Source organism: Paraneptunicella aestuarii (assembly GCF_019900845.1).
In the GTDB taxonomy this organism is placed as follows: Bacteria; Pseudomonadota; Gammaproteobacteria; order Enterobacterales; family Alteromonadaceae; genus Paraneptunicella; species Paraneptunicella aestuarii.
Genome location: NZ_CP074570.1, coordinates 3,812,996 through 3,832,285, shown reverse-complemented (window position 1 = coordinate 3,832,285; position 19,290 = coordinate 3,812,996). Strand labels below are relative to the sequence as shown.

The following is a 19,290-nucleotide window of genomic DNA, read 5'->3' as shown; positions in this document are numbered from 1 at the left end:
GAATGGCAATTTAAAGAGAATAATACCTGCTGGATTATTCAGGAAGGTTCGCTCTACCCAAAGTATCTTCAAGCATCGCCATGCCTGCAGGCAAGTTAACGGAATGCCCCAATGCCTTGATGCTTGAACCTAAAGCATGCAAGGTTCTGAACAGGTTATGCGCTCGGCATTGTTCACCCATTTGACCAATACGCACTATGTTCGGCCCAAATGAACCGGAAATCTCAACGCGATAACGGGAAGACATCTGAGACAGCAACTGCTTGCCATTAATGCCTTGAGGCAGGTTAATACCGACTACTGAATTAAGCCTTGATTCGGGCTGAACATGCAGCTCTAATCCCATGGCTTCAATGCCATTTTGCAATGCTTCTGAGCAGCGTCTATGACGTTCAAAGCGAATCGGCAGGGTTTCAATGCAGATTAGTCGCAATGCTTCGTGAATAGCCAAAATGCCCGATACTGGCGCTGTGTAGTGATAGGATTTTTTGTTCCAGAATTGATCCGCAAGTTTGGCATCCAGACACCAGTGCTTTAAGTCGTCCTTTCTATTGTGGATGTGTGTCCAAGCTGCTTCAGAGAACCCTACCAATGAGATGCCTGGAATACAGGACAAGCCTTTCTGACCCCCCGTAATAACGGCATCTACACCCCATTCATCCATTTTTAACGGCATAGTGCTTAGCGTACAAACTGCATCCACGATAATGAAGCAGCCATAGCGTTTGGCTAGCGCTGCAATTTCCGGTAGTTGATGATTGCATACCGTGTTCGAGGTTTCACCTTGAACAATGGTAATCACATTGGGTTTATGAGTGATGATGTATTCTTCAACCTGTTGCGGTGAAACAGATACAGCATCAGGCACTTCCAGTTTTACCGTTTCAGCACCAATACGCTTGGACATCTCCCACAAGCGGTTACTGAAGAAGCCATTACAGATGTTAAGGACTTTATCGCCGGGGACAACGATGTTGGCAACCGCCATTTCCATGGCAGCGGAACCTGGGCCCGCAACACCTAATATAGTGCCGCGCTCCGTCTGAAAGACATAGCGACCCATTACCTTCACCTGCTCAATAATTTGCGACATTGTATCTCCCAGGTGATTGATAACAATGCCGTTGGCCGCCGCTACTTTCGCTGGAATTGGCACTGGGCCTGCTCCCATCATAAGTAGTGGTTCATCTGGCAAAATGTTATCAAGGGGCACAATGTTGTGAGGGATAGGTAAGTCCAAAATCGTTCCTGCTAATCTATAGGGTTAAGTATGGGTTATGCTCAATGTTGATCAGAGAAAAGAGTATTAAACAATGCCACAATCAAGGTTAGACAGGATGGATCCGGTACAGAAAATTGACTTGCATGCCAGTCTATACTCCGCGCTCTGACATGAACTATTCACCTTTGTTCAGCCCTTGATTCTAGCTAAATACAAACAGGATGCAATGGCTTATTAACGGCTTTTTCAACCAGTATAAATCCAACTTTGAAATTTTCCTTTATGCTCGTGTTTAGAGATTCATATCTCTATGAAAAATAAAGTAATAGTTTGTAATTAAATCAGCTCTATCTGATCGCCAACAGCGATGGTATTTCCTTCACCAGACAAAAATGTTGCATGCATTCCGAAATAAGCCCCGCTTTTCCCTTCCGGAACATCAAGCTCCATAAGCGTTTTAAAGGGTTGCCCCGGTTCTTTTGTTATGCCAGTCAATTGATCAATTCCCGGCATTGGGCAGCGATGACAAGGCCCTTCCGCTTTTAGTATGACATCTCCAATCGTCATTTTACTGCTTTGGTATTCTTGCCAGGCTGGAATGCCTGAAATCTCAATATTGCCGCGAAAACGGTTCATGTCGATCGCGCTTAATTGCTGTTGTTCCAATTCGGTATTTAAGGCGTCCAGTGATTCCGTATTGACCACCAGATAAGGGCAGGCATCGGCAAATTTAAGAACGCCGTCGTCACGTTGGGTGAACTTGGGCTGCACTACGCGTTTTTCCTGTTGAGGAAAACGCATTAAATGCAGAGTGCCTTTTGCAGCAAATTCCAATACATCTGTTAGCCAGTCAGATACGGCTTTTCCTTCATCAAAAGCCTGACATTTATCTTTCCAAACGATGATCTCCCGAGTATCTGCTTTCGGATCCTGCCAAGGTGGAGTGTTCAGAGGAACGTGAATCGCGCCATGCTCTGAGTGTGATAAAACCAGACTATCATTGCTAATGTGGGTTTCTATGGTGGCCATTTTGGGAAGCTGGCGCTGAGTCATGAAACGGTTTTTATGATCAACAACCACCCATTCACGATCGAATTCCAGACCGGTGGGTAAACATTTGGCTTGTTGGACTTCAATGCCTTTTAAGGATTTGACCGGGTAAATGCATAAACGATTGATACTGGCGTACATAGGAAAACCTTGCTTGGGAATACTCAAAATATGACTGCCTTGATAGGGCTTGCATATTACAGCGAATGTCGAAGAGGAGATACAGATGAGATCCGGAAATTATAAATATACTTATAGACGTCTAGACGTAAAGATGTTAATTTCTCCGTCAATATCGGGAGCAGTTTGTTTGATTCACGGAGGAATGGTTAGCGATCTAGCTGAAATAGTTGACTTAGTGGATGTGAAACCTAATGCCTATTCGAATTCCAAGTGATTTACCTGCGCAGAATATTCTTCTTAACGAGAATATTTTTGTCATGGATTCGGAACGAGCCAGTAATCAGGACATTCGTCCTCTGGAAGTCGGCATTTTGAATCTCATGCCTAACAAGATCCAAACCGAAGTGCAGCTTTGCCGCTTGTTATCTAACACGCCGCTACAGATTAATATTGATTTGATCCGTATTGATAACCGAGCTTCCAAACACACGCCACAAGAGCATTTGGACAACTTTTATCACCATTTCGACGAGGTTGAACATAAGTTCTACGATGGCTTGATTATCACTGGTGCGCCCATTGCCTTGATGCCTTATCAGGACATTTCCTATTGGGACAAAATTACTCAGGTGATGGAGTGGGCGCGTCGTCATGTGCAATCAACCCTTTATCTGTGCTGGGCTGCCCACGCCGCTATGTATTATCACTACGGCGTGAATCGCCAAATTCGTGACAACAAGCTGTTTGGCGTGTTTGAGCATCAGGTGTATGAACCTTTAAATGAACTGGTTCGAGGTTTTGATCCTGTGTTTGGCGCGCCTCACTCAAGATATGGTCAAATTGCCATTGAAGAATACGAAGGCATTCCCGGATTACAGGTATTAGCCGGGTCTGATCAAGTTGGGGCATATCTAGTAGCATCAAGTGATAAGCGGGTAGTTTTTTTGACTGGTCATCCAGAGTATGATGCTAACACTTTGCAGCAAGAATACTTGCGGGATGCTGATTCTGGTGTGGGAACAGCACTTCCTGAAAACTATTTCACTAATAATGATCCGACGGCTGAGCCGCGTGTGACGTGGCGAGCTCATGGTTCGTTATTATTCACCAACTGGTTGAATTATTACGTGTATCAAACAACGCCTTATAACCTGGCGGAACTGTCTGCTGACTAAATAATCGGTAAGTAAACAATATTTCGACATGGCGACGTAGTGTATGAGCGTCATAACAGAGGGGAAATGAAGTGACTGACAACAATACTGCGGCATTATTTGAGAAGCAGTTGCAAAAGCGAATACTGTTGCTTGATGGCGGTATGGGAACCATGATCCAGGGCTATAAGCTCACTGAGTCTGATTATCGCGGTGAACGCTTTAAAGATTGGCACAGTGATGTCAAAGGTAACAACGACCTTCTATCCCTGACTCAACCGCAAATTATTGAAGAAATTCACGGTAAGTTTTTAGACGCGGGTTCCGACATTCTGGAAACCAACACTTTTAACGCGACTACCATTTCAATGGCTGATTACGATATGCAGGAATTTGCCTATGAAATTAACGTTGCTGCCGCTCGAATTGCCAAAAAGATTGCGCAGGAATACACCGAAAAAACACCCGACAAACCACGTTTCGTCGCTGGTGTACTAGGGCCAACAAACAGAACTGCATCTATTTCCCCTGATGTAAACGACCCTGGTATGCGCAATGTGAATTTTGACCAATTGGTTGCTGCCTATAAAGAAGCGTGCCGAGGTTTGATCGAAGGTGGGGTTGACCTGATCCTGATCGAAACCATTTTCGATACCTTGAATGCCAAAGCTGCGGTATACGCCGTTGATGAAGTATTTGAAGAAATGCAGGTGGAATTGCCGGTTATGATTTCCGGCACTATCACTGATGCTTCTGGTCGTACTTTGTCGGGTCAAACCGCTGAAGCCTTCTACTATTCGCTACGTCATGCGAATCCGATTACTTTCGGATTGAACTGTGCTTTGGGCCCAGATTTACTGCGCCAGTACGTACAGGAAATTTCCAATATTGCCGATCGCTATGTATCAGCGTACCCGAATGCGGGTCTTCCTAACGAATTTGGTGAGTATGATTTGTCGCCACAAGACATGGCGGAACAAATCAGTGAATGGGCGAGAGCCGGGTTGGTTAACCTGGTGGGAGGGTGTTGCGGTTCCACACCTGAGCACATCAAAGCCATTGCCGATGCGGTGGCGAACGTTGAACCACGAAAGTTGGTGAAACGTGAAGTGAAAATGCGATTGTCCGGTTTAGAACCCTTTGTCCACTAATAGGGAATATTATGTCTCAAGCAACTGCCCGTTTTATCAATGTCGGTGAACGTACTAACGTTACTGGCTCTGCAAAATTTAAGCGTTTAATCCTTGATGGGGATTATGAAGCCGCCCTTGATGTTGCCAGACAGCAGGTTGAAAGTGGCGCACAAATTATCGATATCAACATGGACGAAGCCATGTTGGATTCCGAAGCGGCAATGGTGCGTTTCCTGAATTTGATTGCCTCTGAACCGGATATTTCCCGCGTACCTATTATGATCGACTCCTCCAAGTGGAGTGTTATCGAAGCCGGTCTTAAATGTGTTCAGGGTAAAGCCATTGTTAACTCCATTAGCTTGAAAGAAGGCGAAGAGAACTTCAAAGAACAGGCCAAGAAGATTAGACGCTATGGCGCAGCAACTGTGGTGATGGCCTTTGATGAGACAGGACAGGCGGATACCGAAGCGCGCAAATATGAGATTTGTGAGCGTTCTTATCGCATTTTGGTGGATGAAGTGGGCTTTCCACCAGAAGACATTATTTTCGATCCGAACATTTTTGCGGTTGCCACCGGGATCGAAGAGCATAACAACTATGCTGTCGACTTCATTGAAGCGACTCGTCGTATCACTACCAATTTGCCGCACTGCCATGTATCGGGTGGTTTGTCGAATATTTCCTTCTCATTCCGTGGTAACAATCCAGTGCGTGAAGCCATGCACTCGGTATTCCTGTACTACGCGATTAAAGCGGGTATGGATATGGGCATTGTCAATGCCGGTCAGTTGGAAGTGTATGATGAAATTCCCAAAGAGCTACGTGACGCTGTTGAAGATGTGATTCTGAATCGTCGCGACGATGCGACTGAACGCTTGCTGGATATTGCACCTAAGTACCAAGGTGGCGGTAAAGTGGCAGCAAAAGAAGATTTGGAATGGCGTTCACTGCCCGTCAACAAGCGCCTTGAACACGCGCTGGTGAAAGGTATTACAGACTTTATCGAAGAAGACACCGAAGCGGCGCGTTTAGCGGCAGAAAAACCTTTGCATGTTATCGAAGGGCCGTTGATGGACGGCATGAATGTGGTTGGTGACTTGTTTGGTGAAGGCAAAATGTTCTTGCCGCAAGTGGTGAAGTCTGCGCGCGTAATGAAGAAAGCCGTTGCTTACCTCGAACCCTACATTGAAGATGAAAAAGAAGCCGGTAGCAGCAACGGTAAGATCTTGTTAGCCACGGTAAAAGGCGATGTTCACGACATTGGTAAGAATATCGTTGGCGTGGTGTTGCAGTGTAATAACTACGAAATTATCGACATGGGCGTAATGGTGCCTTGTGCCGACATTCTGAAAAAAGCCAAAGAAGTGAATGCAGACATCATTGGTTTGTCGGGTTTGATCACGCCTTCGCTTGATGAAATGGTGCATGTTGCTAAAGAAATGCAGCGCACCGGTTTCGATATTCCATTGTTGATTGGTGGTGCGACTACCTCTAAAGCTCACACCGCTGTGAAGATCGAACAAAATTATGAAGGGCCGGTGGTTTACGTGCCTAACGCGTCTCGTGCGGTGGGTGTGTGCCAGAAGTTACTGACGCCAACAGCGAAAGATGAATATGTTCAGCAAATTCGAGATGAATATGAAGTGGTGCGTGAGCAACACGCTCGTCGCCAGCCCAAGAGCCGTCCGGTGACATTAGCGCAAGCCCGTGAGAACGGATTTGTGACCGACTGGAGCAGCTATACGCCGCCAGTGCCGAAGCAACTGGGCGTACAGAGTGTTGAAGTGTCGATAGACACCTTGGTTGATTACATCGACTGGACACCGTTCTTTATGACCTGGTCTTTAGCGGGCAAATACCCTCGTATTCTTGATGACGAAGTGGTGGGTGAGGAAGCGAAGAAGCTGTTCGATGACGCTCAAGCCATGCTGAAATTACTGAAAGACGAGCATAAATTGCAGCCTAAAGGCGTGTTTGGTTTGTTCCCGGCTAACCGTGTTGGTGACGATATTCAAATATTTGCTGATGAATCTCGTTCCGAAGTGTTGTACACCAGTAGCCAGTTGCGTCAGCAAACCGAGAAGCCTAAAGGCGCGAATCATTGTTTGAGTGATTACATCGCGCCTGCTGGTGTGAATGATTATATCGGTGCGTTTGCGGTAACGGCGGGTATCGCGGAAGACGATATTGCAGGCCATTTCGAGAAGCAGCATGATGATTACCACGCCATTATGGTAAAAGCGGTCTGTGATCGTTTGGCAGAAGCCTTTGCTGAATATTTACATCAGCAGGTGCGTAAAATACATTGGGGCTATGCGCCGGATGAAGATCTGGATAACGACATGTTGATCCGCGAGAAGTATCAAGGCATTCGTCCAGCTCCGGGTTACCCAGCGTGCCCTGAGCATACCGAGAAAGCGGGTATCTGGAAGGTGTTGGATACAGAAGCCAATACGGGAATGAAGCTAACCGAAAGCTACGCTATGTGGCCGGGCGCTTCGGTTTCTGGTTGGTATTTCTCTCACCCTGAGTCGCGTTACTTTGCGGTTGCGCAAATTCAGGAAGATCAGGTAACTGAATATGCCCAGCGTAAAGGCATGAGCCTGGAAGAAGCAGAACGCTGGTTAGGGCCTAATATTAGTTATAAATAACCGTTTCAAAGTAAGAGAAAGAGAGAAAACGAGACAGTGCAAAAGCGATTTTCCCAAGCGTGTGAGAATAATAAATTACCGATTTTGGAACAGTTGCAGCAGTTTTTTGCACCGTCTCGGCATGTGCTGGAAATTGGTTCTGGTACGGGGCAGCATTCTGTTTTCTTTGCACAGGCACTGCCTCATCTAATCTGGCAAACCAGTGATGTGCCAGAAAATCATCCCAGCATTCTTGCCTGGGGTGAAGACTCTAATCTTGATAATCAAGCCTCTCTCAGTAATTGGCGATCGCCGTTAACTTTAACAATTGGCGTCGATCCCTGGCCTGATGCGGGGGCTCTATTTGATGCCGTCTTTTCCGCTAACACTGCGCATATTATGCAGCCTGATGAAGCAAAGCTGATGATGCAAATGGTTGCTGAGAACTTGACCAAGAATGGCGTATTTTGCCAATATGGCCCATTCAAGTTTGATGGGGAATTTACCAGCCAGAGTAATCTTGAATTTGATCAGCATCTTCGCTTACAAGGCTTCGGTGGCTATCGTGATATCAATGAATTAACACAATGGGCATCTACCTCTGAACATTCACTTCAGTTAACACACGTCATCGACATGCCGGCTAATAACCATTTGCTGGTTTGGCTGAAAGCTTGAGTCTTGAAAAGTGTTAACAGCAGAGTAAATGGAAGGTTTTACTCTGCTTATTGTTTCCGCTTCTTTACTTCAAATTTGGAGCTTATTTTTAAAGCGTGTATCAGGGAAGTTTAGGGTTCTAGCCATCCTGCAATTTTATTTTGCGCATCCTGAGTATTTTTGTTGCACAGAGCTTTGATGAGTTCACGAAGTTCCTTTGCCTGATTTGCTAGCAACATGAGGCACACTAATCTGTCGAGAGATTTGTTTTCCCAATCTTTGGCAATGGTTAATAGTTTACCTGCCAACGCATTGTGATCTTTTGATTTTACCTTAATGATTTCGGCGCATTTTTTACCTACGCCATATAAAGTGAAGATCACGCCGAAAGGGGTAACCGCGAATGCAGATTTCATCGCACCAATGTCAATTTCGTTTATTGCTGTTTTCACGCCTTCAATGATAGTGGCATTGTGTACATTAAGAGGGGCAGTAATCTCAAGTAAATCATACAAGTGAGACTGAGTGTTCATATAGCCAGAGAAACTGCTTAGAGAAACCCAGGGAGCAAGTACCATTCCTCCTGAAGTGAATGGGCTGACCGTTCCCAGTGCCGCACCAAGTTTTTGACCTGCAACATAAAGTGTACCTTTTTCAACCGCCGTTTTGACGTAGCCAATGATCTCTGACGCTGAAATAGAGACATCCAGTTGTGGCAGTTCGCCCATATCAATGATGGATTTTGCCATTATAAATGCATTAAGTAGTTGCGGTTTGTCTGACTTAATTAATTCAATCGCTGTACTAAATTCATCTTTGGGAGCAAGGATAATCTCTTGCTCAATTTCCTTAAAACTGAGTTCTCTGGCGTAAGGATTGGAGTTTTCCAGATAGTTCTGGAAATGGTCGTAGAGTCCTCTATAGGTTGTGATGGGGGAAGAGGTAAATAAATAATCACCCATCCGAGACAATCCCACAGCGGTTTCCTGATCGGTGTTGCCGCTTAATCCGGCCTTGCTTAAAAGTGCAATGTTTGTGTCCAGTGCAAACCATGCTTCTGGCGCCAACAGGCTTACACACTCGGCAATGGTTTCATCTGAACGCATTTGCCATAGCAAACTGATGCCATGAGAAATTGTGTTGAGGTCAATACTGTCACGGTAAGAATTTGCGTGTGATTTATAGCCCGAGTCACACCAATTGCTATTAAATCGATCGAAGATGCTCATATTATGCTCTCTGTGGTGATTAATTGAGAGCAAAGTGTAAAAGCCGCTAGATATCGTAACTCTGGATTTTCAATTGATTAAACAGTAATTATTTGGCTGAAACCCAATATAAAAGAAAATACAACGCTTAAAACGAAAAATGCCAGTCAGTCTGACTGGCATTGTCTGTTTAAACGTGTAGCAACCAGAGTTGCTACTCATGCTTATTAACGATTAGTGACGTCTGGCACAGCTTGAAGTAGCAATTGCCTTTTCCGTGACTGTGCCGCTAGTTACGGTTACTTCACTGACAATACCTTTATGGCGCTTACACTTATCAACCGTTGCTTGATAAGTAAAGCTGGCAGTACCACCGACAACGTTTTGAGCTTTCAACTCAGAACCCGCTGTTGGCAATGTGCCTTGTCCGTTGTAGTAAACGCTTGTACCTGTGGTTCCTGATTCGTTTTCGATACCAACGGTAACGTTAACACCTGTCAAGTCGCCTTGAGGGCCATAGGTATACCAGATGTTGCCGCTGTTACCCGCTTCAATCCAGATTTGGAAGCTGTGGGTGTTGGCCGGATCAGAAGGATCTGTCCCGAAACGTGGTACATTCTCCCACTCAAATACAGTCCAGCTATTGGTTCCATCACCCAATGAGGCAACGTAAAAGTTACCGCCCGAGCTAGGATCAAGATCTGTCCACAGCGGAGCCAAAATGTTATTTGGTGCCGCTTCGTTTGGAAGTTGACTGTTAGTTGCAGAGATAGCTACACCGCTGGCTGTACCTACTTCCAAAGTACCGTTCATTGAGAAGATGACCTGGTCGTAAGTTGCACCGTTAAAGGTGAACGAATCAACACTGAAGATTAACGCACCATCGTCACAGTTGGATGGACAGGTTTCAGGCGCTACACCAAACAGACTCAGAGGCAAGTAACCTGCTGGTGAATCAGTAGAGGCATTTAGCTCCAATGCTGATTTGTTTAATGTACCTGTCCAGTTGAAGCTATTGCCATCGAAAGCAAATGCGCTGTCAGTGGTACCTTGGGCAACGCTTTGAGTCGCAGAACCTTCAACATAGCTCAGACCTTGAGGTAAGGTTGAACTTACCGTAATGGTATCTTCAAGAGGGCCGTTACTCAGGTCGATTTGGTAGGTTACCACATCGCCTTTTTTCACTTCCGCTTGATCAACGGTGTAAACCATGTATGGCGTTGACGACTTGGAAGCAAAGGCGGCTACTGGCATATGCAGGATTTCCAGATCGATATCCAGAGGGAACATTAACACATGACCAAAGTTCCAATCTGCTTCAGCAAAGGCGCTATCTACTGAGACCTGAATATCTGCACTTTCGCCTTTTTCGAGACGAATGAAGAATGGATCTACTGAAACGTTGAAGCCCGCTGCTTCAGAAACGCCAGACAACAACCATGAAGTGGCACGGTCATTGACATTGGTGACGGTTCTTGTCCAGGTGCAGCCGTGTACACAGTTGTTATCTTGCATACTGGCGATGTTCAACGACTTGGGATCACCACCCAAGGCTGGGTTGGCAGCCAGGAAGTTCTCTGGTGTTTCATTCAGAATCAAACCTGCGTTCAGAACGTTTTTCAGGTTAATACGACCCGCACCCGTGTCGAAGGCATCCGCATGAGTTTCCCCATCTTCTTTGAAGATCCCTGCGCCTTTGGAGGTCATCATAATAGCCGATTTAATGGCATAAGGAGACCAGTCAGTAGAGCCCGCAATAAGCGCGCCTGCGCCCGCGTTGTGAGGGCTGGACATTGATGTTCCTGACAAGAAGCCATACTCATCGCCAGAGCTGGTTTCTGTGGTGTTATAGGCTGCGATAATATCAACACCCGGAGCGCCAATATCAGGCTTGATAACATCAATTTTGGACGCTGGGCCACGAGAACTGAATCCTGCGGTAATATCAGCAATATCTTTGTCCAACAGTAATGAATTGCCACCGATAGAAGCGCGAGTATTGGTATTGTTAGCCACCCAATCTTTCAATGTTTGACCATTTGTGTAGCCCAAGTGAACGGCTGGCAAGTAATGAGCGTCGTTACTGGTTGAATCCCCATTTGCTGCGGCATTGACAAGAATCAAACCTCCTGCACCGCCAGCTAATACGTTGGCACCTTTGTCTACGCGAGCAATGCTACCGCGATCACAGATAACGATTTCACCGTTAAAATGACCGGGAGGGAATGGCTCTAGACATTGAGCTGGATTGGTTTCATTCGATGTGCCGTCAGTGGTTGGAAAATCACCTGCATAAACGATGTCGGCAGGACCGTATGCTGAAGTAAAGCCTTTACCTTGTAAATCAGCCAGACTTGCTCCGTCACTGGTCATGCCAACAACGCTATTCACTAACGTTCTGTTATGGGTCAATGCGGCAGTCGTGGAAACCCAGGGTGAAGCATGGCCTGTACTACCGGCTGTTGGGCCACTGTTACCCGCTGAGGTAGCCACGTAAATACCGGCTGCTGTCGCGTTCAGGAAGCCAAGTTCTACTGCATCATTGTATGGATCTTCTCCACCAGAAATAGAGTAGTTTAATGCTTGAATACCATTAGGTAGTGCAGATGCGTCAATAACGACTTGCTCAACGGCTGCTAATAATGCAGAGCCTGGGCAACTGTCGATACAAACGTCATAGGCGATAATGTTCGCATGAGGAGCGACACCAGAAGCTTCTACGACCAAATCTGCGGTTGGTGCTACCAAGGTTGCGTTAGTGACAACGTTACCTGCTGCAGTGCTCGCTGTATGGCTACCGTGACCATCGGAATCTTCTGGTGAATGAGGATCCTGTGGAGAGTTAACCATATTCCATGCACCGATAAGTTTATCGTTACAGAAATTAGGATCAACGACATCACAGTAGCTTCCTGGAATATAATTTCCGCTGCCTAGCGGGTTGGTATGGTCGTAACCATCACCACCGATGTCTGCAAAAGCAGCATGGTCGTGGTTGATACCTGTATCCAGAACGGCAACAACAACGCCCTCACCGGCATTGCCTTTTAAGCCTTTTTTATCGAATTCCCAGAATTTGGTTGCTCCAATCCAGGCTGGGCCTGCATCGGTGTTGGGCTGTTCAAAACGTTCTTTTTCAATACTTAACACGCCAGGAAGCTTTGCGATAACTTTGGCTTCCTGATCGGTCAGCTCCATCGCCATACCATTGAATACATGGCTATATTGATATTTAACACTGATGTCACGACCAATTGCTTGATTACTGGCTTGCATCACGTTGCGTTGTTGAGTTTCAAGAAACGTACGGTAGGTTTGCACCTCGGGTGCTTTAACATTCAGTACATTCTTACCAGAGGATTTTAGGCTGGTACCCATCATACCGCCAATTCCTCCGTTGTACGCTGCGATAGAAGGCGATTGCAAGCGAACAATGTAGGTTGATTTGCCAATACTGTTAACAAAGGGTTTCTTTGTTTCAGATAATGGGTTAATGGTTTTGACTACTGAGGGTTGTTTACCTGTTGTGTTGATATCGTCAGCCATGACAGCGGCAGATCCGATAGTACCCAAAGCAAGACACACTGCGAGAGCTGTCTTTGAAGACGCTAACGGTTGATTAAATGACATGTGATTAGACCACCTTATAGTTGTTTGCATACATTTGAACAGGGAGTGCTGCAGGTAAACCAATAAATGTTTCGTGAGATGCGATAAATCGTGTGACAACTCTAATTGATATTATTTTTGTTATTTACCGAAACATAACTAAATTCAGAATGTTGCAAAGACGTTTACAATTACAAATGTGTACCTTTCAAAGTAAGGTGGTAAAAATACTAGCCGAGACAAAGAAAACAGCCAATATTTTCTTGTAATAAAAAGTAATTAATTTACCTCTAGAGTAATAAGCTGAATTGATATGGCCAAATGCCAGCGTTTAACGTTTTTTATTATTTTCATTATAAACAATAGGTTATGTCATTTTCTTGATCTGTGGTGAGATAAACTTGCAGAGGTATTTCATTTAATAACTAATAAGCCTTAGATAAAAAATATAAAAGCATTTCATTCTTTCTTATCTGAATATAAATGCTTATGATTATTACGCATTTTGATTTTCGTACTCGTGAAAATATCTAAATCGATTTACACACAAAAGTTAAGGGATTTTAAATGGCTGTTGGTAACTTATTAGCTCTCATTGATGATATTGCAACGGTTTTGGATGATGTTGCTGTTATTTCTAAAGTTGCTGCTCAGAAAACGGCAGGTGTTTTAGGCGACGATTTGGCGTTAAATGCTGAGCAGGTCTCTGGAGTTAGAGCAGAGCGGGAGCTGCCAGTGGTTTGGGCGGTGGCTAAGGGCTCTTTTCTTAATAAACTCATTCTTGTTCCCTCAGCGCTGCTGATCAGCGCTTTCTTACCTGTTTTGATTACGATTCTTCTGATGCTGGGTGGTGCTTACTTGTGTTTTGAAGGATTTGAAAAATTGGCACATAAATTTCTGCATGATCCCGAAGACGATATGCGTAATCAGCAGGAGATTATGCAGGTGTTAACGGATCCTAATGCAGATATGCTGCAATTTGAGAAGAAAAAAGTACAAGGGGCTATACGCACTGACTTCATTTTATCGGCTGAAATTGTGGTGATCATGTTGGGGTCTATGCAAGAGGCTGAATTGGGTCAGCAAATAGTGTCACTTTCACTATTAGCGATCGGATTTACAGTGTTTGTTTATGGGCTGGTGGCCGCTATCGTAAAATTGGATGATCTTGGATTGTACCTGCTTCGTGATGCTCAAGGTTCCAGTGTAAAGCCTTTCAAACGTGCTTTGGGGAGAGCTTTATTACGTTTTGCCCCATTCTTGATGAAATCCTTGTCGGTAGTTGGAACCATTGCCATGTTCCTTGTTGGCGGCGGTATTATTGTTCATGGCGTACCCTTTATTCATCATTTGTTGGAACCTGTCAGTCTCTGGGCTGAGAATATCGAAGTGATAGGTTCCGCACTTGCCATGATACTGCCCGTATTATTCAGTTTGCTTATCGGCCTTATTGTTGGTGCTTTGGTGTTAGGTGGGGTGCAAACAGGTCAAAAACTATTGTTTAAAGGGCAGTAGTCTTTCAGCTTCTTGCTTGTATAGGTTGATATGAGGCTCTTCTTCCAATAAGAAATTTTGTACTGCTCTATGAAAGGCGGGTTCAGCCAGCCAATGGTTGGAGTAACAAAAAATGGGTTCAAAGCCTCGCTGGATTTTGTGCTCGCCTTGTGTACCAGGGTTAAATTCTTTTAACCCTTGCTCAATACAGTATTCAATTCCCTGATAGTAACAACACTCAAAATGCAGATCCTTGACGTCTTGCAAGCAGCCCCAATAACGGCCGTAAAGGTGAGTGTTGTCTCTAAAATACAAAGCCGATGCTATGGGAATCGAATTACGGGATGCAACGACGAGCATTAAGTTGTCAGCCATGATTTCAAGAAGCCCCATGAAGAACTCTCTATTCAGATAACCACCGTGACCGCTGCGTTTTAAATAGGTTTGTTGGTAGCAATGAAAAAACAACTGCATGTGTTGTGGTGTTATCTCATTGCCAGACAAGCGTTCGATTTTGATGCCGGAATCTTCAATACCTGCGCGTTCTTTCCTCACATTTTTGCGCTTGCGAGAACTAAAGTTTGCCAGAAAGTCCTCAAAGTTTGTGTAGTGATGATTGAACCATTGGAATTGCACACTTTTACGTTGCAGCCAGTTCTGTGCTTTAAATTGCTCTGACAGAGAGGGTTCTGGAAATAACACATGTATTGATGAAGCCCCGGATTGCCTTGTTTGTTGCAACAAGTCTTGTGTTATCCAACGAGTGATATGTTCAGGTGCTTGTGGATGTAACAATAATCTAGGCCCTGTTACCGGGGTGAAGGGAATGCAGGCCGTTAGTTTAGGGTAGTAGCTCAGTCCGTATCGGTGGTAAGCGTCAGCCCATCCCCAATCAAACACGTATTCGCCCATACTGTGTTGCTTTTGGTAAAGAGGCATGGCAGCGATGAGCTGCTCTTCTTTAAATACACAATAGTGAAAAGGTTGCCAGCCTGTATCAAACGCTTCTTCTTTTTCATCATCTATTTTTCCGACGACACCAGAGGATTCTAATAATGCTAAAAAGCGATGCTGAACAAATGGATAATGACTACCTTCTTTGGGTAGCAAGGCATTCCATTGTTGAGGATCGATTTCCTGAATATTACTGATAAACTTACTGGTTATTTCTATCTCTTCAGACATATTGAGTATCGAGCTATATGGATATTGATGATTTTGACAGTTCTTACATTGAAACAAGCGGTGAAACCGACACCGACAATAGCACTGAATTTAACGAGGATGAAATCCGCAGGCAGATTCAGTTCACTATTACCCGTTATCTTGCACAACGGGAACATGGATTCAATGAGATTATTAGAAAATTGCAGCAAAAAGGTTATCCCAAGGATTTGTGTCTGGAAGTGCTGGCGAAATATCAGGAATCTGAGTTGCAATCCGACAGGCGTTTCGCAGAACAACTTGTGCATCGACGTTTGAGTAAAGGATACGGCGAGAACTATATTCTCGCAGAAGGACAACACAAAGGGATTAGCAACAGTGTTTTGCAGTTGGTGCTAGAAGAGTTGGATGTGGATTGGCAAGAGCAAGCGCGAGAGGCGGCCGAATCTAAATTCGGTGACAGCAAACCCCGAGATGCCAAAGAGCACGCCAAGCGTTGCAATTTTTTGCGTAATCGTGGTTTTAATGCTCATGAGGTCTTCGGTGTTTACCCTTTTAATGATTTTGACGGCTAAATTTGCGAGCGTGATTCCTGGGGTAAATTCTCCTGCCAAAATTCCTTTTTTCGATATTGATAATCATCGCTCAGACGCTGTTTTTATCAGCGGATCCATGATATTGTGCCGCCCTTAAATTTGACGAGTACCCAATTGATAAATACAGGATTTGCAATGTACAAAAGTACTGCTGAAATTAGACGTTCTTTCCTCGACTTTTTTGTTCGCAACAACCATCAGGAAGTTGCAAGTTCGTCCCTGGTACCGGCAGATGATCCTACTTTATTGTTCACGAATGCCGGCATGAACCAGTTCAAGGATGTTTTCCTTGGTCAAGATCAACGTTCCTATACACGAGCGACAACGTCGCAGCGTTGTGTGCGAGCCGGTGGTAAACACAATGATTTAGAGAATGTTGGGTACACTGCTCGTCATCATACTTTCTTTGAGATGTTGGGGAATTTCAGCTTTGGCGACTATTTCAAATCCGACGCTATCAAGTTCGCCTGGACATTTCTAACCGAAGAACTACAACTGCCTGTTGAAAAGTTGCTGGTCACTGTGTACGCAGAAGACGATGAAGCTTATGGCATCTGGCAAAATGAGATTGGTTTGCCAGCAGAAAAGATCATTCGTATTGCGACATCCGACAACTTCTGGTCAATGGGTGACACTGGCCCTTGCGGCCCTTGTTCTGAAATTTTCTATGATCACGGTGAGCATATTTGGGGTGGCCCTCCGGGATCGCCAGAAGAAGACGGCGATCGTTTCATTGAAATCTGGAACCTGGTTTTCATGCAATTTAACCGTTCTGCTGACGGTAAAATGGATCCGCTTCCCAAGCCTTCTATTGATACCGGCATGGGCTTGGAACGTATTTCTGCAATTCTGCAAAACGTTCATAGTAACTATGAAATCGACATCTTTCAGGCTCTAATTAAAGCGGCTGCGAAAGTGTGTGGTAGCGATAAGCTGGATGACAAATCCTTGCGCGTTATTGCTGACCATATTCGCTCCTGTAGCTTCCTGATTGCCGACGGTGTTATTCCTTCTAATGAAGGCCGCGGCTATGTATTGCGCCGTATTATTCGTCGTGCTGTACGTCATGGTTACAAAGTGGGTGCTCAAGACGTTTTCTTCTATAAGCTGGTTGCTGCGTTGATCGAGCAAATGGGCGAAGCTTACCCAGAGTTGAAGACACAACGCGAAATTATCGAAAAAGTATTAAGACTGGAAGAAGAGCAGTTTGCTCGAACGCTGGATCGCGGTATGGCGATTCTGGAAGATGCCATCCAAAACATGAGTTCCGATACGCTTTCAGGTGAAGTGGTATTCAAGCTTTATGACACATACGGCTTTCCGGTTGACTTGACCGCTGACGTATTGCGCGAAAAAGAGCTGCAATTGGATATGGAAGGCTTTGAAGCTGAAATGACCAAACAGCGTCAACGTGCGCAACAAGCCAGCCAATTTGGTACGGATTACAATGATCAGATCACTTCTGATAAAGCCTCTGACTTTACCGGTTACGATCATGAATCAGGGCAAGCCAAGGTTATTGAGTTGTATAAGAATGGCGAATCTGTTGAGCAACTCAATGACGGTGAAGAAGGCATTGTGGTTCTGGATATTACGCCTTTCTATGCAGAATCTGGTGGTCAGGTTGGCGATACAGGCCACATCAAGGTTGCTGGTGGTGACTTCATTGTTACAGACACAGTGAAACTGAATCAGGCTATTGCCCACAGAGGGAAAATGGCGGGTACAGTAAAACTGGGCGAAGCCGCCAACGCTGAAATTGATACTGTACGCCGTGCCAATATCAAGCTAAACCACAGTGCCACTCACTTATTGCATGCTGCGTTAAAGCAAGTGTTGGGTGCTCATGTAAACCAGAAAGGTTCATTGGTTACAGAAGACAAGCTGCGTTTTGACTTCTCCCATTTGGAAGCCGTAACAGCTGATGAATTGAAGCAAGTTGAGGTGTTGGTTAACGAACAGGTTCGTGCCAATCATGACTTGCAAACCCGATTAATGGATTTGGATTCAGCGAAAGCGGCTGGTGCCATGGCGCTGTTTGGTGAGAAGTACGACGATGAAGTACGTGTCGTTTCCATGGGTGAGTTTTCATTGGAGCTTTGCGGCGGTACACACGTATCTCGCACCGGTGATATCGGTTTATTCCGTATTATTTCAGAAGCCGGTATTGCTGCCGGTGTTCGCCGTATTGAGGCTGTGACAGGTCAGGCTGCTCTTGAATTTGCTCAATCTGAAAGTAAGTTACTGAATGATTTAGCCAAGCAGTTGAAGACTGATGCACAATCACTGGCTGCTCGCTTGAATCAACTTCTGGAACAACAGAAGCAGCTTGAGAAAGATAACAAAGCGTTGCAGCAGAAGTTGGCCAGCAATGCCAGCTCAGATTTGCTTTCTGCCATGGTACAAATTAACGGTACTAATGTGTTGATATCACGTTTGGAAGGGGTTGAAGCTGGCGCGTTAAGAACCATGGTTGATGATTTGAAGAATCAAATTGGCGAAGTTGTGCTCTTATTGGCCACTGCATCTGGTGAAAAAGTAAACTTAATCGCCGGTGTGACAAAAAAATTAACCGAAAAAGTGAAAGCGGGTGAATTGGTCAATTTTGTCGCGCAGCAGGTTGGTGGCAAGGGCGGCGGCCGACCCGACATGGCTCAAGCTGGCGGAAATCAGCCGGAAAACCTAGAAAATGCGCTGAACTCGGTCTCGACATGGTTACAGGATAAGCTATAATCCTCGCCTAACCAGTTTTTGCTGTGACACAAAAACAAGGAATGGTGTTAGCAGGACGGTTTCGCTGGTTTTACTGGCAAACTAAGCTAATGTTTAAGAGGACACTTAAATTTCGGAGTACGGAACAGGAGTAACAAAATGCTGATCTTGACCAGACGTGTTGGTGAGACCCTTATGATTGGTGACGAAGTGACAGTCACTGTTTTGGGTGTTAAAGGAAATCAGGTACGAATTGGTGTAAATGCGCCTAAAGAAGTATCTGTCCATCGTGAAGAAATCTATATGCGCATACAAGCTGAAAAGAATGCGCAATTAGCAGCTCACGAACAAGCTGCTGCAGAGCGAAACGACAGCGAATAAGGGTTTCCTGTTTGCTGTTACAAAAAGGCCGATTGCGGCCTTTTTTGCTATCTGGCTTTCACTTTTTTAATCCGACTTGAATCGAACATTCAATAATATTTCCTCGTATTGCACAAATCCTCAGCAGACGAGCGTGAATCAATAAAAATTCGTTGAC

General features: G+C 45.0%; 13 protein-coding genes. 8 read left to right on the top strand and 5 right to left on the bottom strand.

Features of this window, described 5'->3' with window-relative positions:
* Positions 1–34: 34 nt before the first annotated feature.
* Both KIH87_RS14740 and KIH87_RS14735 read right to left on the bottom strand, forming a co-directional pair.
* Complete coding sequence (locus KIH87_RS14740) at positions 35–1,240, bottom strand: pyridoxal-phosphate-dependent aminotransferase family protein (RefSeq protein ID WP_232358614.1); 1,206 nt, start codon at positions 1,238–1,240, stop codon at positions 35–37.
* 318 nt (positions 1,241–1,558) lie between these two features.
* Positions 1,559–2,440 (bottom strand): MOSC domain-containing protein, encoded by an 882-nt coding sequence (locus tag KIH87_RS14735; protein WP_232358613.1) that lies wholly within the window; start codon positions 2,438–2,440, stop codon positions 1,559–1,561.
* Between the two features lie 206 nt (positions 2,441–2,646).
* On the opposite strand from KIH87_RS14735, the gene metA reads away from it, so the two are divergent.
* The 4 genes from metA (at position 2,647) to KIH87_RS14715 (ending at position 7,990) form a co-directional block, all read left to right on the top strand.
* Complete coding sequence (gene metA / locus KIH87_RS14730) at positions 2,647–3,570, top strand: homoserine O-acetyltransferase MetA (protein ID WP_232358612.1); 924 nt, start codon at positions 2,647–2,649, stop codon at positions 3,568–3,570.
* Between the two features lie 71 nt (positions 3,571–3,641).
* Complete coding sequence (locus tag KIH87_RS14725; protein WP_232358611.1) at positions 3,642–4,700, top strand: homocysteine S-methyltransferase family protein; 1,059 nt, start codon at positions 3,642–3,644, stop codon at positions 4,698–4,700.
* A gap of 11 nt (positions 4,701–4,711) precedes the next feature.
* Positions 4,712–7,333: a methionine synthase gene (gene metH, locus KIH87_RS14720; RefSeq protein WP_232358610.1), complete on the top strand. Its 2,622-nt coding sequence runs from the start codon at positions 4,712–4,714 to the stop codon at positions 7,331–7,333.
* Between the two features lie 36 nt (positions 7,334–7,369).
* Positions 7,370–7,990, top strand: coding sequence for a DUF938 domain-containing protein (locus KIH87_RS14715; RefSeq protein WP_232358609.1), 621 nt, complete (start codon positions 7,370–7,372; stop codon positions 7,988–7,990).
* 110 nt (positions 7,991–8,100) lie between these two features.
* On the opposite strand, the gene KIH87_RS14710 is transcribed toward KIH87_RS14715, so the two are convergent.
* Entirely contained in the window at positions 8,101–9,198 is a 1,098-nt protein-coding gene (locus KIH87_RS14710; RefSeq protein ID WP_232358608.1) for a hypothetical protein, read from the bottom strand.
* A 213-nt stretch (positions 9,199–9,411) separates the two neighbouring features.
* Positions 9,412–12,807, bottom strand: a complete 3,396-nt coding sequence (locus tag KIH87_RS14705; RefSeq protein WP_232358607.1) for a S8 family serine peptidase — start codon at positions 12,805–12,807, stop codon at positions 9,412–9,414.
* Positions 12,808–13,353: 546 nt separating this feature from the next.
* Between KIH87_RS14705 and KIH87_RS14700 the strand changes: the two genes are divergently transcribed.
* Positions 13,354–14,301 (top strand): DUF808 domain-containing protein, encoded by a 948-nt coding sequence (locus KIH87_RS14700; protein ID WP_232358606.1) that lies wholly within the window; start codon positions 13,354–13,356, stop codon positions 14,299–14,301.
* Here the strand turns inward: KIH87_RS14700 and KIH87_RS14695 are convergent.
* Positions 14,281–15,465, bottom strand: a complete 1,185-nt coding sequence (locus tag KIH87_RS14695) for a GNAT family N-acetyltransferase (RefSeq protein ID WP_232358605.1) — start codon at positions 15,463–15,465, stop codon at positions 14,281–14,283. The two genes, KIH87_RS14700 and KIH87_RS14695, sit on opposite strands and share 21 nt — an antisense overlap.
* Positions 15,466–15,482: 17 nt before the next feature.
* On the opposite strand from KIH87_RS14695, the gene KIH87_RS14690 reads away from it, so the two are divergent.
* From KIH87_RS14690 to csrA, 3 genes are all read left to right on the top strand, one after another.
* Positions 15,483–16,019, top strand: a complete 537-nt coding sequence (locus tag KIH87_RS14690) for a regulatory protein RecX (RefSeq protein ID WP_232358604.1) — start codon at positions 15,483–15,485, stop codon at positions 16,017–16,019.
* Positions 16,020–16,175: 156 nt separating this feature from the next.
* Positions 16,176–18,773 (top strand): alanine--tRNA ligase, encoded by a 2,598-nt coding sequence (gene alaS / locus KIH87_RS14685; protein ID WP_232358603.1) that lies wholly within the window; start codon positions 16,176–16,178, stop codon positions 18,771–18,773.
* Between the two features lie 138 nt (positions 18,774–18,911).
* Complete coding sequence (gene csrA / locus KIH87_RS14680; RefSeq protein ID WP_232358602.1) at positions 18,912–19,133, top strand: carbon storage regulator CsrA; 222 nt, start codon at positions 18,912–18,914, stop codon at positions 19,131–19,133.
* Positions 19,134–19,290: the final 157 nt, after the last annotated feature.